We start from the raw sequence: 22,822 nt of genomic DNA, 5'->3' as shown, positions 1-22,822 counted from the left end.
GATGTACCAGAGGGATCAACTCTTCATCGACGGTAAGTGGTCTGCGCCGCAAGGCGATTCCGTCATCACCGTGATATCTCCACACAGCGGCACCGAGATCGGCCGGGCAGCATGCGCGGGACCGGCCGACGTGGAACGTGCCGTGCAGGCGGCGCGCGCGGCATTCGACTCCGGCCCGTGGCCGCGGATGCAGCCCTTCGAGCGGATCGAGGCGATCGGGCGCCTGGCGGCCGTCTACAAAGAACGCCGCGCCGACATGGCGTCGCTCATCTCAGCCGAGATCGGTGCGCCGATCAGCTTCGCGAAGATGGCACAGGTCCGGCTGCCTCTGACGATGATGTCGGCGTTCTGCGGCATCGCCGCTGATTACCACTGGCAGCAGGATCGTCCTGGCTTGTACGGCAAGGACATTCGGATTATCAAGCAACCGGTGGGTGTCGTCGCCGCGATCGTGCCGTGGAACATGCCGCAATTCCTCACCGTCGCGAAGATCGTGCCGGCGCTGCTCGCCGGATGTTCGGTGGTGCTCAAGCCGGCACCGGAGTCCGTTCTCGACGCGCAGCTGTTCGCCGACCTGGTTGCCGAAGCTGACTTACCACCTGGGGTGCTGAACGTGGTGCCTGGCGGCCGTGAGGTCGGCGAGCAACTGGTGAGCCACGACGGCGTGGACAAGGTGTCGTTCACCGGTTCCACCGCCGCCGGGCGTCAGGTCGCGCTGGCCTGCGCGCAGGGGTTGAAGCAGGTCAGTCTCGAACTGGGCGGCAAGTCGGCGGCCATCGTGCTCGACGATGCCGACCCGGCGGCGGTGGCAGCCGGAATCCAGATGGCCAGCCTGGCCAACAGCGGCCAGGTGTGTAACGCGCTCAGCCGAATCCTGGTCCCGGCGGCCCGCGAGGCGGAGTTCGTCGATGCGCTGGCCGCAGCGATGGAGTCGATGCCGGTGGGTGATCCCGCGGATCCCAACACCGCGGTCGGTCCGCTGGTGGCCGAGCGCCAGCAGGAGCGCGTCCGCGGCTACATCGAATCGGGCACCAGCGAGGGTGCGCGTCTGGTGGTCGGCGGGGCGGAGATGCCCGACGGGCTGGACACCGGTTGGTACGTGCGCCCGACGCTGTTCAGCGGGGCCGACAACGACATGCGGATCGCGCGCGAGGAGATCTTCGGCCCGGTGCTGACCGTCATCTCCTACCGCGACGAGGACGAGGCAATCCGGATCGCGAACGACACCGAGTACGGGCTGGCCGGGTCGGTGTTCACCGCAGACGCCGATCGCGGGATCGGGGTCGCTACCCGGGTGCGGTCCGGCACGTTCGGTGTCAACGAGGGCTACATCATGGATCCCGCGGCGCCCTTCGGTGGCGTCAAGAACAGCGGCTACGGTCGCGAGCTCGGGGTCGAAGGAATCGACAGTTACACCGTGAGCCAGTCGATTTCGGTCGCCGGCTAGTCGGAACTGGACTAGCGCTTTCCGCCGACCTCGGCCGGTAGCGGCGGCGGCAACGGCGCGGTTGCGCTGGCGGTCGGCGCCGGCGGCTTGACGGCCGGTGTCTGCGCCGTGCCCGCCGGAGACGGCACAGTTTTGGGGCCGTGGAATGACGTCATCGGCTCGCGGCGGATCACCCCGGTGGCGTCGCTGACCACCAGCGCGTTCGACGTCACCGTGTAGGTGACGCCGTCCTGCTTGGCGACGTAGCTGCCGTCGGCGTCGGCAGTAGCGGAGGCGATCAACTTCGCACCGTCGCTGACCCGGACGCCGTGGTAGCCGAACTGGCCGGCCGGGCTCTTGCAGATCGCGACCCGTGAGTTCGCCGTGCTGCCGAACGCGACAGCCGTATTGGGTGCGGTGCATCGGGCACTGGAGTCGAGGAAGCCGAGTGCGTCGGTGGTTGGGTCGGCGGCGGCCAGGGGCGTGCCGATGGTGAGCAGCGTCCCGCAGGCCGCTGCAGCGACAGCAATGCGTCGGGTGCAAGCCGAATAGGAGGACATGGGTTCCACGAAAACACGGGTGACCAGCAGGATCGCGCCCCCACGCCGCGTGATGGTGCAATCGTTAGCTTCTCGAGATCCGCCCAGGTCGATCCGATCGCTTCCTTCCTCATCAGGTCGCTGGCGGGGTGCATCGTCGTGGAGCTAGATTCGACGCCCATGGGACTGCTGTTTGATCCGAACGCCTACGACCCGTCGCATTTCGACCCGGAGACCCGACGCCAGTTGCGCGCCGTGATCGACTGGTTCGAGGACCGCGGCAAGGTGACGCTTCTGCGGGACGACCTCGAGGCGACGTGGGTGTCGGACTTCCTGGACTTCATCAAGCAGGAAAAGGTCTTCGCGACGTTCCTCACCCCGTCGGAGTATGGCGGCGGTGATCCCAACAAGCGGTGGGACACTTCCCGCAACGCGGCGCTCAGCGAGATCTTCGGGTTCTACGGGCTGTCGTACTGGTACGCCGAGCAGGTGACGATTCTCGGCCTCGGGCCGATTTGGCAGAGCGACAACATCAAGGCCAAGGAGCGGGCCGCCGCGCAGTTGGAGGCCGGCGGGGTGATGGCGTTCGCACTCTCCGAGCGCGAGCACGGTGCCGACATCTACAACACCGACCTGTTGCTGACGCCCGCCGAAGACGACGACGAGGGTGTCGTCTTCCGCGCGTCGGGGGAGAAGTACTACATCGGTAACGGCAACGTCGCGGGCATGGTCTCGGTGTTCTCGCGCCGCACCGACATCGACGGCGCCGACGGCTACGTGTGGTTCGTCGCCGACAGTGCGCACGAGAACTACGAACTCATCGGCAATGTGGTGCACGGCCAGATGTTCGTCAGCAACTTCCGGCTCAACGACTACCCGGTGCACGAGGAAGACATCTTGTGCACCGGTCCGGAGGCGTTCTCGGCCGCGCTCAACACCGTCAACGTCGGCAAGTTCAATCTGTGCTCGGGTTCGATCGGCATGTGCGAGCACGCTTTCTATGAAGCGATCACGCATGCCAACAACCGCATCCTCTACGGCAACCCGGTCACCGACTTCCCGCACGTGCAGGCCAGTTTCGTCGAGGCCTACGCGCGGGTGATCGCGATGAAACTCTTCAGCGATCGCGCGATCGACTACTTCCGCAGCGCCAGCCTCGATGACCGTCGCTACCTACTGTTCAACCCGGTGACCAAGTCCAAGGTGACGTCGGAAGGCGAAACCGTGGTCACGTTGTTGTGGGACGTGTTGGCCGCCAAAGGATTCGAGAAGAACACCTACTTCAGCGAAGTCGCCCGTCTGATCGGCGCCCTACCGCGGCTGGAGGGCACCGTGCACGTCAACGTCGCGCAGATCTTGAAGTTCATGCCCAACTACATGCTCAACCCCGCCGAGTATCCGGAGATCGGCACTCGCACCGACCCGGCCGACGACACCTTCTTCTGGGCGCAGGGCCCGGCCCGCGGCGCGTCGAAAGTGCAATTCGCCGACTGGACAAGGGTTTACCAGCAGCACGCGAATGTCCCGAACGTCGCGCTCTTCTTTGAACAGGCCTCGGCTCTCAAGGATTTGCTCGTGACCGCCGCGCCCAGTCCGGAGCAGATGAAGGATCTCGACTTCCTGCTCGTGGTCGGCCACCTGTTCACGCTGGTCGTCTACGGCCAGTTGATCCTCGAGCAGGCGGACCTGATCGGCCTGGATGCCGACCTGGTGGACCAGATCTTCGAGGTCCAGATCCGGGACTTCTCCCAGTACGCGGTCACACTGCACGGGAAGTCGAGTTCGACGTCCGCGCAACAGGATTGGGCGCTGGCCGCCGTGCGTAGGCCCGTGATCGACTCCGGCCGATTCGATCGGGTGTGGGAGCAGGTCAGGGCCTACGACGGCGCTTACGAAATGCGGCCCTAGCCGGCCCTAGCCGGCAGTCGGCACGAACGGGACGTCGTCGGGGGCGGCTCGGCGCGCTGCCAGCACCGCGCGGGCGGCGTCACCGATCGGAATCCGAAGCGGAAGCTGCGGCTTCTCGGCAGCATCGGCGACCTCGGCGGCCACCTGCTGCGGGGTGATCATCCCCTCGAATGCGGCGCCTTCGGTGAGCAGCTCGGCATACGGATCGTCGGGCAGGGTGTAGGTCTTCACGTCGTCGAGCGCGCCGGAGCTCACCGCGCCGGGCTCGAGCAGGCCTGCCTGGACGCCGAACGGGGCAACCTCGATCGCGAGGGCTTCGACGAGACCCTCCAATGCCCACTTGGTGGCTCCGTAAGCGGCTCCCGGTGTCAGTGCGATGCGTCCGGCGATGCTGGACATGAACAGCAGCTTGCCTTCACCACGTGCCCGCATGCCGGGTAGCGCGGCCTGCGCGACGCGCAGTGCGCCGACGGTGTTCAGGTTGAACAGTCGCTGCAGCTCGTCCAGTGGGATGGCTTCCACCGCCGCGTAAAAGATGTCGGCGGGATTGATGACGACGATGTCGACATCACCGGCAGCTGCGAATGCGGCGGTGACGCTGGCATCGTCGGTGACGTCGAGCGCCAGCCGCTGGGCCAAGTCGAGACCATCGAGCGAGTCGGTGTTGCGGGCGGTGCCGATGACGTGGTGACCACGCCGGATGAATTCTTCGGTGATGGCGCGGCCGATCCCGCGACCGGCTCCCGTGACGAGGACGGTTGACATGGCGCTGACTCCTTCGGGTTGCGAGTGCTTTCAACCTTGGTAAACCGACCGGTGTACATCTTTGTTCCGAAGCGGGCCGCGGGTTTCGCGGTACAGCCGTTGCGGCGGAGGGTCGCGGCAGTACGATCCCGTCGACGACCTGACTGAGGAGGGACCCGTGCGTGGTGCCAAGATCCTGATCACCGGCCCGACCGGACAGGTCGCAAGTCCAGTTGCTCGAGCTCTGGCCGAAGACAACGAGGTGTGGGGCATCGCGCGGTTCACCAATGCGGCGGCTCGCACGGCTCTGGAGGACGCCGGGGTTCGATGCGAGCAGGTCAACCTCGCTGCCGGGGAGTTCGACGGTCTGCCTTCAGATTTCGACTACGTGCTCAATCTGGCGGTGGCGAAAAGTGGTGACTGGGACAAGGATCTGGGCGCCAATGCCGAATCGGTCGGCCTGCTGATGGCGCACTGTCGCAGTGCCAAGGGGTTCCTGCACTGTTCCTCGGCGGCTGTCTACGACCCGCCGGACGACGAGCCCCGAACGGAGCGATCCGCACTGGGCGACAACCACAAACCGCTGTTTCCCACTTATTCCATCTCCAAGATCGCCGGCGAGGTGGTCGCCCGGAGCATGGCGCGAGCGCTCGGGGTGCCGACCGTCATCGCCCGGCTCAACGTTCCCTACGGTGACAACGGGGGTTGGCCGTTCTACCACATGGAGATGATGCTCGCCGGCATCCCGATCCCGGTGCCGGCTGGAATTCCGGCCAGCTACAACCCAATTCACGAAGACGACATCATCGCGACCATCCCCAAGCTGCTCGCTGCCGCATCGGTTCCGGCAACCACCGTCAACTGGTGCGGCGAGCAGACGGTCAGCCTGCAGGACTGGTGCCGCTACCTCGGCTCGCTGGTCGGCAAGGATCCGGTGTTCGAGGAGAGCCCGCAGGCGTTGCGCGGCAATCCGACCGACGCGTCCCGCATGCACGAGTTGGTCGGTGCCGGAACGGTCGACTGGCAGGACGGTCTTCGCCGTATGGCGACGAAGTTCCACCCCGAGTTGGTCGGCTAGCCCCTGAGGCGACCCTTGCGAATGCCGGCCGTCATGAAGGCGCCGAGCGCGGCCAACGGAATCAACGCCCACGACAGGTATAGGCAGGTCGGCGGCGCCCACAACAGGCAGAGCATCAGGATGCCACCGAGCACGTCGCCGGCCGAAAGATTGTCGCCCCTCTTGAAGCCCATACCTGATTGCTGAATGAAGAACCAGGTCAACGGGATCGACAACAGGTAGACCACCACCAGGCTGACACCGAACACCTTCCCCCATTCCTGAGCCGTCGGCTTCAGGAAGGGAATGGCCGGCCTGCCGGTCACCTCAGCAGAACTCAATCCTGTTTGGCGATCAGCTTTTTCAGCGCCTCACGATCGGATGCCAGCAACTCGTCGATACGCGGCTGGTTCACGTCGGCGACGATGATCTCACCGACCTCCTGATACACGTTGCTGAAAATGCCGTGCGACTTCATCTTCTCGGTCTGATAGATGTTGTCCTCGGTCGGCGTCACGTAGTACACGATCTCCGGCTTGAACCGGTGGATCAGCCACAGGTGGATGACGTCCATCAACCGCTTCTGCCGCATCTTCTCGGCGAACGTGTTCTGGTCGCGCACCGTGAGGATGTTGCGCCCGTGCCGGTCCTTGATCGGGTCGACGACGACATTGGCGAGCGGCTCGTCGGCGTTGTCGCCGTAGATGCCCAGATCCAGTACGTCCGAGCCGGCCCGGCGCGGGCGCAGCCGTACCGTCAGCGTCTCGCCGATCTTGTAGTGGTCGCCCCACAGCGCCAGCCACTCCTCGAGCAGCTTCTTGGGCACCTCGGTCTGGACCAGGTGCTGATGCTGTGTGGACCCTTCACCCATCGACTTCGTGGTCGCGGTCCGACCGGACGAAGCGGCGAGCGCGGCATCGCTGCGCGGTCCACCGACCAGCGTTTGCGGTGTGCGGTAAGGCGATTCGACCAGTCGCATCTTGCGCTGCAGGCGAGCCAGCGCGAGCATGCCTTCTTGGCGCAGCGAGGTCGCGAACTCCTCGGACGCCACACCGTCGATCTGATGGCCGCCGTAGGTGATGAAGTTGAAGACGAAGCCCATCTTGCCGAGTTCCTCGGGAAACGCCCGCATCTCGTCATCGGTCATGCCGGTGGTGTCCCAGTTGAACGACGGCGAGAGGTTGTAGGCCAGCATCTGGTCGGGGAACTGCGCATGGATCGCCTCGGCGAATTCGCGGGCGTCGACAAGATCTGCCGTCTTGGTCTCCATCCAGAGCAGATCGGCAAATGGTGCGGCGGCAAGGGATTTGGCGATCGCGTAGGGGATGCCGCCCCGGATTTGGTAGTAGCCCTCCGGTGTCTTGGCCAGCTCGCAGTCCCAGGACACGTTGACGCCCAACTCCTTCGCCTTCTGCTGGGCGGTGTAGAGCGGAGCCCGCTGGGCGAACGCCCGCCACTCGTCGGCGCTCATGTCAATGGATTCGCCGTCGTTGGCGTTGAATTCGAGCAGTTCGGCAACGGCCTCGCCGTAGGTCATCAGGCCTGCGTCGAGCTGCCAGGCGTCGACGAATTTCGACTCGATCTCGTCGAACACGGCGTCGATCGATTCCTGCGCGTGATCCGGTGTGCCGGCGGCCTTGGTGATCAGCTCGACGATGCCGTTGCGCTCCAGCCAGGCGTCGGCGGTGGCGTACTGCGCGTCGGGCAGCGCGTAGAGCAGGTGGCCGTTGAGCTCTGTGAAACCGGACTCGTAGAAGCGGCGGACCATCGCCAGGAAACACGACTTGTACGACGGGATCTTCAGGTTCGTCGTGCCGAGCAGGAACGGTTGGTCACGTTCGTCGGCGCGGCTGTCGAGCAGGTTGGCCGCCTCGGCGTCGGTGCGCGCGACGATGATGCCCGGTACCCGCATGATGTCGAGCTGGAAGCGGGCGGTGTTGAGACGCTTGATCTGTTCGTCCGACGGCACCAGCACCTTGCCGCCCTGGTGGCCACACTTCTTGGTGCCGGGCCGCTGGTCTTCGATGTGATATCCCGGCACGCCCGCCTCGACGAAACGTTTGACCAGGTTGCGAACGTGCGGATCGCCACCGTGGCCGGTGTCCGCGTCGGCGATGATGAAGGGCCGGTAGTCGACCGCCGGCGTCCGTTCGCGTTGCGCCTCGCTCATTCGCAGTCGCAGGTACTGCTGGTTGCGATCGGCGGTCAACAGCGCGCGGACCAGGCCCGCGGCCTCGTCGGGCACCTGGCTGAGTGGATAGCTGGCCAGGTCGGGTCCGGGATCCTCGCTGATCGAGCCTTTGGCGGAGGTCGCCCACCCACCGAGGTAGATGCCCTCGATCCCCATTCGCTTCATCGTCACGGCTTGCCCGGGCGAGTAGGGGCCGAAGGTGGTGATGCTCTTCTTCTGAGCGAACAGCTCGCGCAGCCGCGGGTAGAAAGCCTCGGCGGCTTCGCGGGCGACGATGTAGTCCGACGGGATGGTGCCGCGCTGCTCGACGACCTGGCGCGCGGAGTAGAGCCGGGTGATGCCGTCGAAGCGGGGACTGTCCAGATAGGCCTGCGTCGCGGCGACGTCGCGTTCGAATGCGCTCCGCTGCGAGTCCGGCTCGGACGGTGTCTGCGTCTTTGCATCCGCCTCGATGGTGCTCATGATTTCTCCGCTCTCCGATTCTGCGTCCACGATTTCAGCCCGATCGCCCGAGTCTATGGCCGCTGCGCGCCGGGACGTCTCGAAATCAGATCTCTGCTGCACATGGCCGCAGCGCGCTGACCGCCGACGCGGTCTGGCCGCTCCGGATCGTCGAGAGCCGAGCAGAAGAAAATGTCGCCAGGGTTATTTTCCGGCCACGGCGGGGTAGTCCGGACCGATACACTCTGCGAACGCGGCAACGACGCCGCATCCGACGGGAGCGCCCATGAGTACTTTGCTGTCGACCCGCAAACGCGCCGCTCTGGCGGTGGATCTTCCTCCCAGTCGCATTGCCGAGGTGCGGTCCGCCGACGGGACTCGCCTGCACACCGAAATATTCGGCCCCGACAACGGCTATCCGATCGTCCTCGCGCACGGCATCACCTGTGCGATTCGCGCGTGGACCTATCAGATCGCGGACCTGGCACGCGAATACCGGGTGATCGCATTCGACCACCGTGGCCACGGGCGTAGCGGTACCCCGAAGCGTGGCGGCTACAGCCTCAGTCACCTCGCGGCCGACGTCGACGCGGTCCTCGACGCCACGCTGGCGCCGGGTGAACGTGCCCTCGTCGCGGGGCATTCGATGGGCGGGATGGCCATCGCCGCCTGGTCCGACCAGTACCGGCACAAGGTCGCGTCGCGTGCCGACGCCGTCGCACTGATCAACACCACCACCGGCGACCTGCTGCGCGAGGTGCAGTTACTGGGGGTGCCGGCGCCGCTGGCGGCCGCGCGGATCTTGGGCGGACGCGCCTTGATCGGCACGTTCGGCTCGTTCGCGGTCCCGCCGCTGGCCCGTCGCGTCAGCCACCAGATGATCTCGATGCTCGCGGTTGGGGCAGACGCCGACCGGGCGGTCGGCGCGCTGATCAACGAGCTGTTCAGCGCTACCTCGCCGGCCGGTCGCGGCGGCTGCGGCAAGGCGCTCGTAGATGCCATGGGCCGCAAGCACATCGACCTCAGGGGCCTGACCGTGCCCACCCTGGTGATCGCCAGTCAGCGCGACCGGCTGACACCGTTGGTCCAATCCCGCCGGATCGCCGCTGCTGCACCGAATTTGGTCGGCCTGGTGGAGCTGCCCGGAGGCCACTGCTCGATGCTGGAACGGCCGATGGAGGTCAACCGGGAACTGCGCGCACTCGCGGAGTCAGTGACGCTGCGACGCGCTCTGTAGCCCGGCGGCGACCTCGGCGGCGGCCCGCTGCCCGGAACGCACCGCACCGTCGAGGAATCCGGTCCACTCGTCGGCGGTCTCGGTACCGGCCCAGTGAATCGGGCCGACCGGGCGCCGCAGCAGCGGACCGAAGCGGGTCCACGAACCCGGCGGTACCGCGGCGGTCGGTCCGCCAGGTGCGAATTCCTCGGCGCCCCAACGATGATCGGCGTAGTCGAGTGGCGTGCGCGCTTCCTCGCCGAACAGGGCCGCGAAGCACTCCAGTGCCCGTTCCCGACGCTGCTCGTCCGGTAGCTGGTCGAACTCGCGGGAGTCGACGAATCCCAGCAGAATTCCCGGCCCTTCGGGCTGGGGGCTGACATCGAAGGTGATGAACACCGGACCGGTGTCGGAGAGCGATTCGCCCGACAGTCCTTTGTCGCGCCAGAACGGCGTGGGGTAGGCGACGTAGGCCTTGCTCAGCCGGCCTTGGGGCCATAGCTGTGGCAGTTGTCGGTGCTCGGCCGGCAGCGCCGGGCTGAACTCGATGGCGTCCCAGTGCTCCGGGGGGACGGCTACGACGACGAATCTTGCTGCAGCCCGGCCTTTTTCGCTGATGACGGTGACTCCGTCGGCACGGTAGTCGATGCGTCGTACGGGGGCCTCCAACACCACCCGGTCACCGAGTTCGGCGGCCGCGGTGTCGGCGATGTGCTGCGTGCCCGCGGCGAAGCGATCCTGCTGCGCTCCGTTTTCGACGTCCAGCATCCGGTCCAGGCCACCGGCCGCGCGGGCGTAGCGGGCCGCGTGCAGCATCGACACGTCGTCGGGCTCGCAACCCCACGTCACCCGCGCCATGATCGCCAACAGGTCACGGGTGGTGCTGCCGGCGCGCACCGACCGCAACCACTGACCCAGCGATTGACTGTCCAGCCGGGCGGCGCGCCGCGCCGTCCACGGCTCGGTCAGCGGGACGGTCCGCGCGATGCGTTCGAATTGCCAACGCACGCGGCCGAGATCGAGCAGACCGCCCAGCGACAACCGCGGGATGGTGCCGCGGTAGGAGCGCACCGCGCCGCGCCACCGGATCAGATTGGCCCCGTCGTCATAGGTCGGGACGGTGGTGATGCCCAGGTCCGCGGCAAGCTTGAGCACGGCGTCCTGGGTCGGGCCGACGAAGGTGCCGCCCATGTCGACCGGGATGCCGGCGACGTGGCCGGTGTAGGACCGGCCGCCGACCCGGTCGCGACCCTCCAGCACCAAGACGTCGTGGCCGCGCTGATTGAGCTCGCGGGCGGCCGTGAGTCCGGCGAAACCAGCTCCCACGACGACGACATCGACAGTCCAGTTCGTGTCAGGCATGCCCCTCAGTCAACCCCATCGATGCTGGGTAGTGTCAGCGTTCGACGGCCCAACTCACCCCGCAGGCGGACGGCGCCCGTTGACACCGCCCGCGATGTCGGAAGGCGGATCCCTGAAAGTCTTCACAGCTCTATACGGACTGGCCGACGCGGCGGAGCGGGCTCGGGAGCTGCGCGATGCGGGAGCCACCGGCGTCGCGACGTTCGAGGGGCCGCACGACGTCTTTGCGCCGCTGACGCTGGCCGCGACCGTGCCCGACCTGGACTTGATGACGAATGTGGCTATTGCGTTCCCGCGCAATCCGATTCACCTGGCCCATCAGGCCAACGACCACCAGCTGCTGAGCTCGGGCCGGTTCATCCTCGGATTGGGAACACAGATCCGTGCGCAGATCGAAAAGCGCTTCGGCGCCGAATTCGACAAACCGGTGGCCCGGATGACCGAGCTCATCGCGGCGCTGCGGGCGATCTTCGCGGCCTGGAATTCCGGGGAGCGGTTGGACTTTCGCGGCGACTACTACCGGCACACCTTGATGACGCCGACCTTCAACCCGGGACCGAATCCGCATGGTCCGCCGCCGATCTACGTCGGAGCGCTCGGGCCGCGGCTGACAACCGCTGTTGCGCAGCACGCCGACGGTCTCCTGGTGATGCCCTTCGGCTCGAAGCGATATCTTCAGGAGCACACCATGCCGAGAGTGCGGGAGGGGCTGGCGGCGGCGGGCCGCCAGGATTTCACCGTGCTGCCCGAGATCATCGTCTCGGCAGGTGACACCGACGCCGAACTCGAAGCGGCGCACGCCCGGACGCGGGCGCTGCTGGCGTTCTACGGATCGACGCCGGCCTACCAACCGGTGCTGGCAGCCCACGGCTGGCAGGATCTGCAGCCCGAACTCAATGCGCTGTCCAAGCAGGGGCGTTGGGAGGAGATGGGCGGGTTGATCGACGACGAGGTCCTGCACACGATCGCCGCCTGCGGGTCTCCTGCCGACGTCGCCCGGCACATCCGGGACCGGGTCGACGGCGTGGCCGACACCGTCTGCCTCTACCAGGCTGCGCCGCTCGGTCTGCAGACGCTGGCGGCGATCATCGACGAATTGCGTTAGGGCGCAACCGTCAGCCAGTCCGTGAAGCCCGACGGGTCATGTCGACCCAGTGCGCCGTGCTCGTAGAGGCCCCAACCCTCAACCGGCTCCGCGTCGCCGTCGCGGCATACCGCACGCCCGACGTGGTCGATGACTCCGAAACCTGACCGGCCGATGATCGCCGGATCGGTCATGTCGTACGTCAGCCTCTCGACGAACTTCTCGCCTTTCCACATGCCGTGCAGCCAGTCGGAGTCGCCGCCGTAGCCGCCGCCGACGTGAATCGGCACCGGCAGCTTGGACTCGACATCGAAGTGCACCGGTGTGCCGTCCGGTGCCGTCGCATCGATTGTCGCGCCGGTGGGAATCCTTGTACCCGAACGGTAATGGATCTTCACCCGTGGCCAGCCCAGCTGTTCGACGCGGCCGTCGCGCCAGATCCGGGTGCAGTCGTTGAGCGAGCGGAACCCGTTGGGCTCCTCCTGGATGATCAACACGATGGTGAACTGCTCGAACGCCATCGGCGCATACAGCCACCACATGCCCTCGAACGGCGGGTCGGCCGGACGTCCGGCCGGTTCGGCCTCGCCAACCGGCCGGATGCCCCAGGACCGGTCACGACTACCGATCCAGGTGGCCGGGTCGACCACAATTTCCTTGCCGTCCACCACGATTCGACCGCTCCAACTGCCGAGTTGGGCGAAGCGTTGCGCGTCCAGCGTCACCCGGTTGCCGGAGCGCATCAGGTGCGGCTGCTCCTGGACGACATCGAACAGCCCTTCCCAGGTGAGATCGGCTGCAATGCCCTCGGTTTCGTCGAGCACGATCCGCAGTTTGTGCAGTGGATCGATGACGTCGACCCGGTAGCCGTTGACGTTCTGGTTCAACCGGTCCTGGTCGATCGCGTCGGACAGGTGCACGGCGGTCTGGGAATCTCCGCGTCGGATCAGCAGGAATGCGTCTTTCACCCCGAGGTTGGGGTAGTACCCGATGCCGCTGATGACGAAGATGTCCCCGGTGCGGTCGTGGGCGTTGAAGTAGGAGCGATCGTAGAAGTTCCGGTCCGAGGAACCGGGCCACGCGATGGGCTGCGGGACCTGGTGGACCGGGAATTCGTCGAGCGGGCCCAGTGAGTGCGGCATCAGTGATCCTCTCCGATCAAACGCTTCATCAGCCCTGAGTGGTAGAACAACGACTCGACGCTGTCGGGTTTCTCGGTCTCGCCGAAGTGGACTCGGCGCGCACCGGTGCGCATGAACACGCACGCCCACATCACCCCGGAGTACACGTAGAACCAATGCAGCTCGCCGAGGTCAACGCCGGTGAGCTGCTGATAGGTGGCGCGGACATCCTCCTCGCGCAACACCTGCGGCAGGCCGTCCAAGGTCGCCAGGCCGGCCAGTTCTTGAAAGACCATGTGAGCGAAGATCATCCACGCGACGTCGAGCTCGCGCGGGCCGAGTGTCACCATTTCCCAGTCGAGCACGGCCACCGGCTGGAAGTCGCGGTAGAGCACGTTGCCCACACGCGCATCACCCCACAGCAGCACCGGTTCGTTCGTGTCGGCGTCCTGCGGCCAGTTGTCCTCCAGCCAGGTGAAGGTCCGCTCGAGCAACGGCGATCGACCGATATCGGGTACCGCGAAGTCGTACCACGACCTCACCCAGTTGACATGGCGTCGCAGCGCGGTGTCACCGTGCTGGCCGTCGGCCAGGAATCCGAAAGTCTTGTCGGCGTTCGGAATTGCGTGCAGTGAGGCCAGCACACCCACGGTCGCGTCCTGCAGTTCACGCTGGCGTTCGACGGGCGCATCGGCGAACCAGTTGCCACCGAAGGTGTAGGGCATGACATCGGGCGGGACCTCGCCGTCGACGTAGTCCATCAGAAAGAACGGCGTTCCCAGTACTTCTCCGGTGGATTCCAGCCAGCGCACCCGCGGTACAGGCACGTCGGTCAGCTCGCCGACCTTGCGGATGACGTCGAATTGGTGGTCGAGGCGATACGTCGGGAACACCTGGACGTCCTCGGCGGTCGGCGCGACGCGGGCCACCAACTTCTGTTCGACCGGCTCACCGTCGGAGTCCCAGCGGGCGGTCAGAATGATGGTCTCCGAGGACATGCCGGTCGAGTCGATGCCGCTTTCGACCGTGACCTGTGGTGTTGCCCCGCCAGGCAGGACGGTGGACAGCCATTTCGACATCACCGCCGGCAGGGTCGTCACGTCGCGGCTCGAACGCTGGAGCCGGTCGACCTGGTCGAGGACGGGTTCATTGGGCACAGGGCGCCTCCTTCATGAGGCAATTACGATACGGTGGGTAGCGTTATGAAAGCAGACCCATCCGCGGTTGACAAGGTTTCAGGTGCCGGACGGCCCCGGGACCCGCGTATCGACGCTGCCATATTGACGGCGACCGCGGATCTGCTTGTGCAAATTGGATATTCGAATCTGACGTTGGCCGCGGTCGCCGAGCGGGCCGGCACGACGAAGACGGCGTTGTATCGGCGGTGGTCGAGCAAGGCCGAGTTGGTGCACGAGGCCGCGTTCCCGGTCGCGCCGACGGCGCTGGTCGGTCCGACCCGGGGCATGGCCGCCGATCTGCGGGCCATGATCGCGGCCGCCCGCGACGTGTTCACCACCCCGGTGGTCCGTGCCGCGTTGCCCGGTCTGGTCGCCGACATGAGTGCCGACCCGGAGTTGAACGCCCGGGTGATGTCGCGGTTCGCGGGTTTGTTCACGACGGTGCAGGTGCGACTCAGCGAAGCGGTCGACCGCGGCGAGGTGCATCCGGACGTCGATCCGGAGCGGCTGATCGAATTGATCGGCGGGTCCACGTTGTTGCGCATGCTGTTGAGCCCCGACGAACCGCTCGATGACGCCTGGGTGGACCAGACCACCGCGATCCTCGTGCACGGGGTGACCCGAGAGGTAGGGTCGGGCCGGTGACAGGACGACTGGACGGGCGGTCGGCGATCGTCACCGGCGCGAGCCGAGGCCTGGGTCGCGAAATCGCGCTGGCGCTGGCAGCCGACGGCGCAGCTGTCGCCGTTGTCGGGCGCACCGAAAGTGTCTGGGACGAAAGGCTTCCCGGCACCATCGGGCAGACGGTCGCGGACATCGAGGCGGCCGGCGGCCGCGCCCAGGCGATCCGGGCCGACCTGCTCGACCGCGACGACATCGCCCGGCTGGTCGGTGAAGCACGAGATGCGCTGGGCCCGATCACGATACTGGTGAACAATGCGGCATTCACCGCGCCGGGTCGTCCGCCCAGGCCGGGAGACCAGGCCCGCGCCAAGCCCGTGACGGTGCAACGAGGTGGAGTGAAAGCGGACTTCCCACCGGTGCTCGGCACGCCGCTGAGCGCGTACCGCCGACACTTCGAGATCGCGGTGTTCGCCACGTATGAGCTGATCCAGCTGGTCGCTCCAGACATGATGAGTGCGGGCGTCGGCTCGATCATCAACATCAGCTCGGTCGCCTCCCGGCTTCCGGGCGACGGACCGTATTCCGATCGCGGTGCCGGCGTGCTACCCGGCTATGGCGGATCGAAAGCCGCACTGGAGCACCTGACCTCCTGCGCCGCATACGATCTGGCACCGCACAACATTGCAGTCAATGCGCTGTCGCCGTCGAAAGCGATTATGACGCCAGGGCTTTCGTTCTACGCCCGCGAGTTCGACGAGGTGTCGACCGCGGAGGAGTTCGCCCGGGCAGCCGCCGAGCTGGTTCTGGTTGATCCGACGGTGGTCACCGGCCGGACGATCGGTCATCTGCAGGTGCTGGACGGCAGCTTCGGCGCGTTCGGGTTGTAGGCCGCCACGTCCGGCGGGCCGGGAACGTCGCGGGCGGTCTGCACTACACGCTTCCGCGACCGACGGTGCGCACCGCATCGGCAACCGCGTCGGCCAGCGCGTCGACGTCGGCGGTGTCGAGCCCCGAGATGGTGATCCGCATTCCCGGTCGACTGTCGATCCGAAAGCGCGCGCCTGCGGCCGCTGCCCAGCCCGCGGTCAATAGTGCTGTGATGGACACTGTTTCGTCGGCAACCGGTATCCAGACGTTGAGGCCGGACCGGCCGTGCGACGGCACGCCGCGATCGGACAACGCTGCGACCAGCAGCTCGCGGTTGCGGGCGTACGCGACTTCGGCGTCGTGCACGGTCCGGGTGGCGGCCTCGTCGGCCCACAGGCTGACCGCCAAGTCCTGCAAGACGTGGCTGATCCAGCCGGGACCCAGGCGTAGTCGCCCGTTCACCCGCTCGATCGTGCGCTGGTCACCGGCCAGTATCGCCAATCGCAGATCGGGGCCGTAAGCCTTGGCGGCCGAACGCACGAATGCCCAGTGGCGGGTGGTGCCGGCCAGCGACTGCAATGGCACCCCGGCGATACCGGCGCAGTGGTCGTCCTCGATCAGCAACACGTCGTCGTGGTCGACGAGCAGCGAACGCAGAGACTTCGCACGTTCGACCGATATCGCGGCGCCGGTGGGATTTTGGGCGCGGCTGGTCAGCACGATTGCCCGCACGCCGCGCCGCAGTACCCGATCTACCTCCGCGGTCAGTGGCCCGTCGTCGTCCACCCGCATCGGCTCGGCGGAAAACCCCATCGCAGCCAGCAGATCCAACAGGTTTGCCCATCCCGGGTCTTCGACCGCCACCCGGTCGCCCGGCCGCAGTCGGGCGTTGAGCACGCGTTCGATGCCGTCCAGAGCTCCTGCTGTCACGGCGATGTGGTCCGCCGGGATGCCGTCGGCGGTCAGCGAGACACCCGCGTATTCGCCGACTTCCGCCGAGATCGGCGGATCCCCGTACAGCACAGGTGTTTTCCGGCGGGAGCTCGACCGGGCAACCGGTAACCGGGCCGGGTCCGGATTGCCGGTGGACAGGTCGCGCGCTCCCGGAGGGACGGAGATGCCGCGCAGCGAGCGGGGACTGGTCGCCGGGCGATCGCGCACCCGGGTACCGCGTCGGCCGGCGGTCTCGACGGCACCGCGTTCACGTAGCAGGCGATAGGCGGCGGCCACCGTGTTCGGGTTCACGCCGAGGTCCGCGGCCAGATCGCGGATCGATGGCAGTTCGGCACCAGGCCCCATAGCGCCAGTCGATATCGCCGTTTCGACGTCAGACGCAATCGACTCGGCGCCGGTTCCCTGGATGATGTATTGTTCTGGCACATAATCTAGTATGTACTAGTGCAAAAGCGAGGGCAACCATGACGGCGGACCAGGCTTACGCCCCCACGGCGCGCACCGTGCCCACCCGGTACCGCGAACGCGCCCGATACGACCGCGCCACCGTCCACGGCATCCTCGACGAGGCGCTGATCTGCCACGTGGGCGTCGTCGGTGACGCCGACCCGATGGTGCTGCCGACGCTGCACGCTCGCCTGGACGAGACGCTCTACCTGCACGGATCGACCGGCAGCGGACCGATGCTGGCGGCCGCCGGTGCGCCCGGCGGATTACCGGTGTGCGTCACCGTGACGCTGGTCGACGGGCTGGTTCTGGCCCGCTCGGGGATGCACCATTCGCTGGAGTACCGATCGGTGGTCGCAATCGGCAACGCCCGGTTGGTCCGTGACGTCGAGGAAAAGCGGCGTGCCCTGGCGGCCGTCGTCGATCACGTGGCGTCCGGTCGATCCGCCGACAGCAGGCCGCCCAGCGCCCGCGAGCTCGCGGCGACGGCCGTGCTCGCTCTCGACCTCGTGGAGGTCTCGGCCAAGGTGCGCACCGGCGGTCCGGTCGACGACCAAGAAGACCTCACGCTGCCGCACTGGGCCGGGGTGCTCCCGCTCACCCTGCAACCGGGATCGCCGATTCCTGCCGACGATCTCGATCCGGCCATCCCGCTGCCGTCCTACCTCGCGGACTACCGCCGAGGCTGAGTGCTTGGATCGGGCTATGTCCGACGACACACCGCGGGTGGTGAGCGCGAGCCGCGAGATTGCCGCCACCGCCGACGAGATCTTCGCGCTGATCGCCGACCCGGAACAGCAGCCGCGTTGGGACGGCAACGACAACCTCGCCAATGCCGCACGTGGACAACGGGTCCGAGCGATCGGTGACCGCTTCGCCATGACGCTGACCAACGGTGGAATACGCGAGAACCTAGTCGTCGAATTCAGTGAGGGCCGTCTCATCGCCTGGACCCCGTCCGAGGTCGGTCAGCGGCCGCCCGGACATCTGTGGCGCTGGGAGCTGGACCCGGTGAGCGACACCCGCACCCGGGTCACGCACACCTACGACTGGTCGCGGTTGACCGACCCGAAACGGGTGGTCCATGCCCGCAGCACGACGAGCGCCATGCTGCAGGCGTCATTGGACCGGCTGGCGCGCATCGCCGAGCCCGACTGAGCCGCGTCCGACGGGACTGACCGATCGGTGGCCGTCGACCTCTTTTCCATGCCACGATGGGCACTTGTCGAGTGGTGTGCCGATCTTGGACAAGGCGACTGGCCGCGTGGTCGCCGTGATCGTGCTGTTGATTGCCATCGCCGCATCGTTGCGCGGCTACCTCCCCGGCGCTCAGCGCGTCGAGCGGGTGCCGCCCCACAGCAGCGCATCGCTGATCTACGTCGCCGCCCTGCTCGGTCTGTCGCTGGCGATCGTCGCCGCGGCGCTGATTGCCCGACTGCGCGATCCGCGCCGGGTGGCGAGCAGCGCCAGCCCGATGCCCAGGAGATTCGCCGGCAGTAGTGGCCGGCCCGCCTGGCGGGTGCTGCTGATCGGCGCGGCAGTGCTCCTGGTCTGGTTGGTCCTGCTGTGGCTGCTGGCGAGGTACCTCGGCCCGCACCAGATCGATCAGCCGCCGTCACGCCCGCCGTCAGCAGCCGTTCCGCCGACGGGTGAGGCCGTCCGACCGTCGGAATCCAAGGACGGCGGGGTCGACCGCGACGTGCTGCATTATCTGATCGCCGGCACGGTGGCTCTACTGGTGATGCTCGTCGCCAGCGCCGTGGTCTCCCGGCGACGCCGGGCCGCCGGACCGCCGGGCACGGCGACTCAGGCTCCCGGTGAACCGGCGCCCGTCACCCCGGCGACCAGCTCGCTGGCTCGGGCAGCCGAGAGCGGCCTGGCCGAGGTGGAAGACCCCGATCGCGAACCACGCCAGGCGATCATCGCGTGTTACGCGGCGATGGAGCGCGAGCTCGGGCGTTTCCCCGGAGCCGCACCGCAGGATTTCGACACTCCGACAGAGGTTTTGGCCCGCGCCGTCGAACACGATGCGCTGCATATCGACACCGCGACCGAACTGGTCAGCCTTTTCGAAGAGGCGCGGTTCAGTCCGCACGTGATGACCGAGACGCATCGTGGCCGTGCAGCCGACGTCCTACAGCTGGTGCTTGCCGACATGCGGAGCTCGGTGTGAAAAGACTGATCGCACTCGGGGTTTCGGTCGTGCTGTGTGCCGAGCTGACCGCGCTGTCGCTGCACGACCGTCGCCTGGTGCTCTGGCTGGCGGGTGTGGCGGCGCTCTTCGCGTTGGTCAACGTCCGGCAGGTCCTCGGTCGCGATGTCCCGTCGCCGCCGCCCGAGATCCCGAATGCCCTCGAGGAAACGCTGCGCAGCTGGCTGTCGCGGACCGAGACGCTGATCCACCGGTCGGAATCGACCCGAGCCGACTGGGACCGGCATCTGCGCCCGATGCTGGCGCGACGATTCGGGATGGCGGCCAGGCAGAAGCAGGCCAAGGATCCGGTGGCTTTCGATGCCACCGGGCGAACGCTTTTCGGCCCGGAACTGTGGGCGTGGGTGGACCCCAACAACGTGTCGCGCACCGGGGCCGGCGAGCCCGGGCCGGGCCGGGCGATGCTGGAGGAAATCCTGGAGCGGCTTGAGCAGGTATGACAAGGGGTAAATATCGGATATGACCTCGGAGACCGCGGAATCGACGATGGCCCGCGCCACCGCGGTGCTCGACGAGATCGAGCAGGTGGTGGTGGGCAAGCGCGCGGCGCTCACGCTGATTCTCACCACGGTGCTCGCGAGCGGGCATGTGCTGATCGAAGACCTGCCGGGCCTCGGTAAGACACTGATCGCGCGGTCTTTCGCCGCTGCGCTCGGGCTGGATTTCACCCGGGTGCAGTTCACCCCCGACCTGTTGCCGGCGGATCTGCTCGGCTCGACGGTCTATGACATGCAGTCGGGCCGTTTTGATTTCCGTGCCGGCCCGATCTTCACCAACCTGCTGCTGGCCGACGAGATCAACCGCACGCCACCCAAGACCCAGGCGGCGCTGCTGGAGGCGATGGCGGAGCGTCAGGTCAGCATCGACGGTGTCACGCACCCGCTGCCGCAACCGTTCATCGTGTTGGCCACCGACAACCCGATCGAGTACGAGGGCACCTACCCGCTGCCGGAGGCGCAGCTGGACCGCTTCGCCGTGCGCCTGGAGTTGCGCTACCTCTCCGAACGCGACGAGGTGTCGATGCTGCGGCGGCGCCTCGATCGTGGATCGATCGAGCCGACGGTCAATCAGGTTGTGGACCACCATGATCTGCTGGCGATGCGCGAGTCCGTCGAACAGGTGAGCGTGCATGAGGACGTGCTGAACTACGTGGTGTCGCTGGCCGCCGCAACCCGCCACCACCCCCAGGTGGCGGTCGGCGCAAGCCCCCGGGCGGAACTCGATCTGGTGCAGCTGGCGCGGGCCCGCGCCCTGCTGCTCGGCCGTGACTACGTGATCCCCGAAGACATCAAAGCGCTTGCGCCGCCTGCGGTCGCGCACCGGATCACGTTGCGGCCGGAGATGTGGGTCCGAAAAATCCAGGGGTCGGACATCATCGGGGAACTGTTACGGCGATTGCCGGTGCCCCGAACGCACGGTGGGTCACAGTAGGTCGGTGTGGTCGAGGTTCGGGAGTTCGAGCTACATTGGCGCGCATCGTCATTGACGCGGGCGATCGCCACCTCCGCTGCGCTGGCCCTGGCTGTCGGCCTGATCGGTTCATGCTGGCAACTGGTCGCCTTCGCCGCTCCTCTTCTCGGTGTGCTGTGCTCGGTCAGCTGGCAACGACCCCTGCCGAGAGTCAGCGTCCATGCCGAACCGGGTTCGCAGCGTTGCTTCGAAGCCGAGGAGATGCAGCTGACGCTGTGGACCAGCACTGAAACACCGGGTACCGCAACGCGACTGACGGCGTCGTCGGTGCCGGGCCTGAGGCTCGAGGCGACACCTGGGCAGCGCCAGACGGTGGTCATCAGTGCGCAACGGTGGGGCCGCTACCCGGTGCGCACCTCGGTCGAGGTCGTCGCGCACGGCGGACTGCTGGCCGGGTCGGGGACTGTCGACGCGGCCGAAGTCATCGTGTTTCCGATGACGCCGCCCCAGCCGACGACACTGCCGCCGACGGAACTGCTGGACCGGCTGGGCACTCACCTGACCCGGCACCTCGGTCGCGGCGTCGAGTACGCCGACATCCGGACCTACGTGCCGGGTGATCAACTGCGCACGATCAACTGGCCGGTGAGCGCCCGCCGCGGGCGGTTACACGTGACCCAGCGGCTGACCGACCGCTCCGCGGACGTAGTGGTATTGATCGACGGCTACCCGCAGCCCGCCGGGCCCGCGACCGAGGCCACCGAGCGGATTGTCCGCGGCGCCGCTCAGGTCGTGCAGACCGCGCTGCGCAACGGCGACCGGGCCGGCATCGTCGCGCTCGGGGGCCACCGGCCCCGCTGGCTCGGTGCCGATATCGGCCAGCGGCAGTTCTATCGCATACTCGACGCGGTGCTGAGCGCGGGTGACGAATTCGAAAGCACGACAGGAACATTGGCGCCAAGAGCGGCCATACCGTCGGGGGCGATCGTCGTCGGATTCTCGACGCTGCTCGACACCGAGTTCGCGTTGGCGCTGATCGACCTACGGCGTCGCGGTCACGTCGTTGTCGCAGTCGACGTGCTTCAGGGTGTCCCGTTCCGCGTTGCTCAAGATCCACTGGTGGCCCGGATCTGGGCCCTGCAGCGGTCGGCGATGTATCGCGACATGGCCACCGTCGGCGTCGACGTGGTGCCCTGGCTGCCGGACCGGACCCTCGACCAGTCCATGCAAGCGGTGCCCGATCGCCGTCGACGGCTGGCGGCGCGCCGGTGACGAGGCGCGGATCGGTCGTCGTGGCATACCTGCTGTCGACGGCGTGCGGATTTTTGATGGTGGCTGCCGCCGGTGTCGGTACACACGGAACAGCGCGTTCACTCGCGGTGGCCGCCGCGCTCGCCGTGGCCGGGGCGACGATGGTCCGCGCCCTCGCCACGCTCGCCGTCCTGCTGACCGTGGCGACGATCGCCGTCTCCGGCCCCACCGCCGTCGTCGCCGCGGTGGCGGGCCTGGCAGCGGTGGTCTACCTGGTGCTTCGGCACAGCGCGAGCAGCGGTGTGGGTCTTGATTCGGTGAGCCCGGCGACCCTGATATCGGCGCTGGGTTTCACGCTGGTCGGGCTGGCCGCGACCGCTTTTCCGCTGCGATTGCCGTGGTTGCCGTTGCTGGCGCCGTTCGCCGTGTTCGCGATCTACCTGCTCGCGACCCGGCCATTTCTGCGGGACGAGGACGGCTAGTGCACATCTTGACCCGCATTGAGTTGGGGACAACAATGTCGGGATGCCGCAAGAAGAGCGGGCGCTGATCAGCGACGTCGAGCGTCGCCTCGCCGAGAAATACGCCGCTCTTCCGACAGCTCAGGTGGCCGCCGTCGTGCGCCACGTGTACTCGCAGTTTCAGGGCAGCCGGGTTCGGGGTTTCATTCCGCTTTTGGTGCAGCGGCGCGCGGACGAGGAGCTCGAGGAGCTGAGTGTGCTGCGGCCCGACCTGGCAGCGGTGGCTCTCGAAGAGATGACCGCAGCCGGCGTCTGAGTTTCACAGTCGT

At 67.0% G+C, this 22,822-nt stretch carries 23 protein-coding genes; 15 read left to right on the top strand and 8 right to left on the bottom strand.

Features of this window, described 5'->3' with window-relative positions; genetic code table 11:
- Position 1 precedes the first annotated feature (1 nt).
- On the top strand, positions 2 to 1,447 hold the full coding sequence (locus tag ACZYW1_RS04870) for an aldehyde dehydrogenase (RefSeq protein WP_463783741.1): 1,446 nt from the start codon (positions 2 to 4) through the stop codon (positions 1,445 to 1,447).
- A gap of 11 nt (positions 1,448 to 1,458) precedes the next feature.
- Here ACZYW1_RS04870 and ACZYW1_RS04865 read toward each other — a convergent pair whose 3' ends face one another.
- Complete coding sequence (locus tag ACZYW1_RS04865) at positions 1,459 to 1,986, bottom strand: hypothetical protein (protein WP_463783739.1); 528 nt, start codon at positions 1,984 to 1,986, stop codon at positions 1,459 to 1,461.
- 159 nt (positions 1,987 to 2,145) lie between these two features.
- On the opposite strand from ACZYW1_RS04865, the gene ACZYW1_RS04860 reads away from it, so the two are divergent.
- Positions 2,146 to 3,873 (top strand): acyl-CoA dehydrogenase family protein, encoded by a 1,728-nt coding sequence (locus ACZYW1_RS04860; protein ID WP_463783738.1) that lies wholly within the window; start codon positions 2,146 to 2,148, stop codon positions 3,871 to 3,873.
- 6 nt (positions 3,874 to 3,879) lie between these two features.
- Here ACZYW1_RS04860 and ACZYW1_RS04855 read toward each other — a convergent pair whose 3' ends face one another.
- Entirely contained in the window at positions 3,880 to 4,638 is a 759-nt protein-coding gene (locus ACZYW1_RS04855) for an SDR family NAD(P)-dependent oxidoreductase (protein ID WP_463783737.1), read from the bottom strand.
- A 157-nt stretch (positions 4,639 to 4,795) separates the two neighbouring features.
- Here ACZYW1_RS04855 and ACZYW1_RS04850 point away from each other — a divergent pair, with 157 nt between their 5' ends.
- Complete coding sequence (locus ACZYW1_RS04850; RefSeq protein ID WP_463783734.1) at positions 4,796 to 5,695, top strand: NAD-dependent epimerase/dehydratase family protein; 900 nt, start codon at positions 4,796 to 4,798, stop codon at positions 5,693 to 5,695.
- Here the strand turns inward: ACZYW1_RS04850 and ACZYW1_RS04845 are convergent.
- Positions 5,692 to 6,000: a hypothetical protein gene (locus ACZYW1_RS04845; protein WP_463783732.1), complete on the bottom strand. Its 309-nt coding sequence runs from the start codon at positions 5,998 to 6,000 to the stop codon at positions 5,692 to 5,694. The two genes, ACZYW1_RS04850 and ACZYW1_RS04845, sit on opposite strands and share 4 nt — an antisense overlap.
- Positions 6,001 to 6,011: 11 nt before the next feature.
- Complete coding sequence (gene aceA / locus ACZYW1_RS04840) at positions 6,012 to 8,327, bottom strand: isocitrate lyase ICL2 (protein WP_463783731.1); 2,316 nt, start codon at positions 8,325 to 8,327, stop codon at positions 6,012 to 6,014.
- A 265-nt stretch (positions 8,328 to 8,592) separates the two neighbouring features.
- On the opposite strand from aceA, the gene ACZYW1_RS04835 reads away from it, so the two are divergent.
- Positions 8,593 to 9,543: an alpha/beta fold hydrolase gene (locus ACZYW1_RS04835; RefSeq protein ID WP_463783729.1), complete on the top strand. Its 951-nt coding sequence runs from the start codon at positions 8,593 to 8,595 to the stop codon at positions 9,541 to 9,543.
- On the opposite strand, the gene ACZYW1_RS04830 is transcribed toward ACZYW1_RS04835, so the two are convergent.
- The gene (locus ACZYW1_RS04830; protein WP_463783727.1) at positions 9,517 to 10,884 is read right to left on the bottom strand and encodes a flavin monoamine oxidase family protein; all 1,368 of its coding nucleotides are present in this window, start codon (positions 10,882 to 10,884) and stop codon (positions 9,517 to 9,519) included. The two genes, ACZYW1_RS04835 and ACZYW1_RS04830, sit on opposite strands and share 27 nt — an antisense overlap.
- A gap of 112 nt (positions 10,885 to 10,996) precedes the next feature.
- Between ACZYW1_RS04830 and ACZYW1_RS04825 the strand changes: the two genes are divergently transcribed.
- Positions 10,997 to 11,989, top strand: coding sequence for a TIGR03617 family F420-dependent LLM class oxidoreductase (locus ACZYW1_RS04825; protein ID WP_463787683.1), 993 nt, complete (start codon positions 10,997 to 10,999; stop codon positions 11,987 to 11,989).
- Here the strand turns inward: ACZYW1_RS04825 and ACZYW1_RS04820 are convergent.
- Both ACZYW1_RS04820 and ACZYW1_RS04815 read right to left on the bottom strand, forming a co-directional pair.
- Complete coding sequence (locus ACZYW1_RS04820) at positions 11,986 to 13,110, bottom strand: Rv3169 family protein (protein WP_463783726.1); 1,125 nt, start codon at positions 13,108 to 13,110, stop codon at positions 11,986 to 11,988. The two genes, ACZYW1_RS04825 and ACZYW1_RS04820, sit on opposite strands and share 4 nt — an antisense overlap.
- Positions 13,110 to 14,246 carry a phosphotransferase family protein gene (locus tag ACZYW1_RS04815; RefSeq protein ID WP_463783725.1) on the bottom strand — a complete coding sequence of 379 codons (1,137 nt, stop codon included), beginning with the start codon at positions 14,244 to 14,246 and terminating at the stop codon, positions 13,110 to 13,112. The genes ACZYW1_RS04820 and ACZYW1_RS04815 overlap by 1 nt, the downstream gene beginning before the upstream one ends.
- Positions 14,247 to 14,291: 45 nt before the next feature.
- On the opposite strand from ACZYW1_RS04815, the gene ACZYW1_RS04810 reads away from it, so the two are divergent.
- Together ACZYW1_RS04810 and ACZYW1_RS04805 are read left to right on the top strand one after the other, a co-directional pair.
- A complete protein-coding gene (locus ACZYW1_RS04810; protein ID WP_463783723.1) occupies positions 14,292 to 14,912 on the top strand; it encodes a TetR/AcrR family transcriptional regulator in 621 nt (206 codons plus the stop codon).
- Complete coding sequence (locus tag ACZYW1_RS04805; protein WP_463783721.1) at positions 14,909 to 15,778, top strand: SDR family NAD(P)-dependent oxidoreductase; 870 nt, start codon at positions 14,909 to 14,911, stop codon at positions 15,776 to 15,778. The genes ACZYW1_RS04810 and ACZYW1_RS04805 overlap by 4 nt, the downstream gene beginning before the upstream one ends.
- Before the next feature lie 43 nt (positions 15,779 to 15,821).
- Here ACZYW1_RS04805 and ACZYW1_RS04800 read toward each other — a convergent pair whose 3' ends face one another.
- Complete coding sequence (locus tag ACZYW1_RS04800) at positions 15,822 to 17,138, bottom strand: aminotransferase class I/II-fold pyridoxal phosphate-dependent enzyme (protein ID WP_463783719.1); 1,317 nt, start codon at positions 17,136 to 17,138, stop codon at positions 15,822 to 15,824.
- Positions 17,139 to 17,176: 38 nt separating this feature from the next.
- Between ACZYW1_RS04800 and ACZYW1_RS04795 the strand changes: the two genes are divergently transcribed.
- The 8 genes from ACZYW1_RS04795 to ACZYW1_RS04760 all read left to right on the top strand — a co-directional run bounded on the left by ACZYW1_RS04795 (position 17,177) and on the right by ACZYW1_RS04760 (position 22,809).
- A complete protein-coding gene (locus ACZYW1_RS04795; RefSeq protein WP_463783718.1) occupies positions 17,177 to 17,848 on the top strand; it encodes a pyridoxamine 5'-phosphate oxidase family protein in 672 nt (223 codons plus the stop codon).
- Between the two features lie 16 nt (positions 17,849 to 17,864).
- Positions 17,865 to 18,317 (top strand): SRPBCC family protein, encoded by a 453-nt coding sequence (locus tag ACZYW1_RS04790; protein ID WP_463783716.1) that lies wholly within the window; start codon positions 17,865 to 17,867, stop codon positions 18,315 to 18,317.
- A 76-nt stretch (positions 18,318 to 18,393) separates the two neighbouring features.
- Positions 18,394 to 19,332, top strand: a complete 939-nt coding sequence (locus ACZYW1_RS04785; RefSeq protein WP_463787681.1) for a DUF4129 domain-containing protein — start codon at positions 18,394 to 18,396, stop codon at positions 19,330 to 19,332.
- On the top strand, positions 19,329 to 19,811 hold the full coding sequence (locus ACZYW1_RS04780; protein WP_463783715.1) for a hypothetical protein: 483 nt from the start codon (positions 19,329 to 19,331) through the stop codon (positions 19,809 to 19,811). Before ACZYW1_RS04785 ends, ACZYW1_RS04780 begins: the two co-directional genes overlap by 4 nt.
- A gap of 46 nt (positions 19,812 to 19,857) precedes the next feature.
- Positions 19,858 to 20,802 carry an AAA family ATPase gene (locus ACZYW1_RS04775; protein ID WP_463787680.1) on the top strand — a complete coding sequence of 315 codons (945 nt, stop codon included), beginning with the start codon at positions 19,858 to 19,860 and terminating at the stop codon, positions 20,800 to 20,802.
- Between the two features lie 6 nt (positions 20,803 to 20,808).
- Positions 20,809 to 22,053: a DUF58 domain-containing protein gene (locus ACZYW1_RS04770; RefSeq protein ID WP_463783712.1), complete on the top strand. Its 1,245-nt coding sequence runs from the start codon at positions 20,809 to 20,811 to the stop codon at positions 22,051 to 22,053.
- Between the two features lie 20 nt (positions 22,054 to 22,073).
- A complete protein-coding gene (locus ACZYW1_RS04765; RefSeq protein WP_463783711.1) occupies positions 22,074 to 22,514 on the top strand; it encodes a hypothetical protein in 441 nt (146 codons plus the stop codon).
- Between the two features lie 43 nt (positions 22,515 to 22,557).
- On the top strand, positions 22,558 to 22,809 hold the full coding sequence (locus tag ACZYW1_RS04760; protein WP_463783709.1) for a three-helix bundle dimerization domain-containing protein: 252 nt from the start codon (positions 22,558 to 22,560) through the stop codon (positions 22,807 to 22,809).
- Positions 22,810 to 22,822 lie beyond the last annotated feature (13 nt).

This window comes from Mycobacterium sp. IDUB_36 (genome assembly GCF_055419225.1).
Note: the sequence above shows the minus strand (reverse complement) of the source record. Positions and strands in the feature narration are given on the sequence as shown.

Coding starts and splice junctions, on each gene's coding strand:
- ACZYW1_RS04820 (WP_463783726.1), bottom strand. CDS start 13,110: ATGCCGCACTCACTGGGCCCGCTCGACGAATTCCCGGTCCACCAGGTC.
- ACZYW1_RS04830 (WP_463783727.1), bottom strand. CDS start 10,884: ATGCCTGACACGAACTGGACTGTCGATGTCGTCGTCGTGGGAGCTGGT.
- ACZYW1_RS04760 (WP_463783709.1), top strand. CDS start 22,558: ATGCCGCAAGAAGAGCGGGCGCTGATCAGCGACGTCGAGCGTCGCCTC.
- ACZYW1_RS04775 (WP_463787680.1), top strand. CDS start 19,858: ATGGCCCGCGCCACCGCGGTGCTCGACGAGATCGAGCAGGTGGTGGTG.
- ACZYW1_RS04810 (WP_463783723.1), top strand. CDS start 14,292: ATGAAAGCAGACCCATCCGCGGTTGACAAGGTTTCAGGTGCCGGACGG.
- ACZYW1_RS04855 (WP_463783737.1), bottom strand. CDS start 4,638: ATGTCAACCGTCCTCGTCACGGGAGCCGGTCGCGGGATCGGCCGCGCC.
- ACZYW1_RS04790 (WP_463783716.1), top strand. CDS start 17,865: ATGTCCGACGACACACCGCGGGTGGTGAGCGCGAGCCGCGAGATTGCC.
- ACZYW1_RS04865 (WP_463783739.1), bottom strand. CDS start 1,986: ATGTCCTCCTATTCGGCTTGCACCCGACGCATTGCTGTCGCTGCAGCG.
- ACZYW1_RS04870 (WP_463783741.1), top strand. CDS start 2: ATGTACCAGAGGGATCAACTCTTCATCGACGGTAAGTGGTCTGCGCCG.
- aceA (WP_463783731.1), bottom strand. CDS start 8,327: ATGAGCACCATCGAGGCGGATGCAAAGACGCAGACACCGTCCGAGCCG.
- ACZYW1_RS04860 (WP_463783738.1), top strand. CDS start 2,146: ATGGGACTGCTGTTTGATCCGAACGCCTACGACCCGTCGCATTTCGAC.
- ACZYW1_RS04795 (WP_463783718.1), top strand. CDS start 17,177: ATGACGGCGGACCAGGCTTACGCCCCCACGGCGCGCACCGTGCCCACC.
- ACZYW1_RS04835 (WP_463783729.1), top strand. CDS start 8,593: ATGAGTACTTTGCTGTCGACCCGCAAACGCGCCGCTCTGGCGGTGGAT.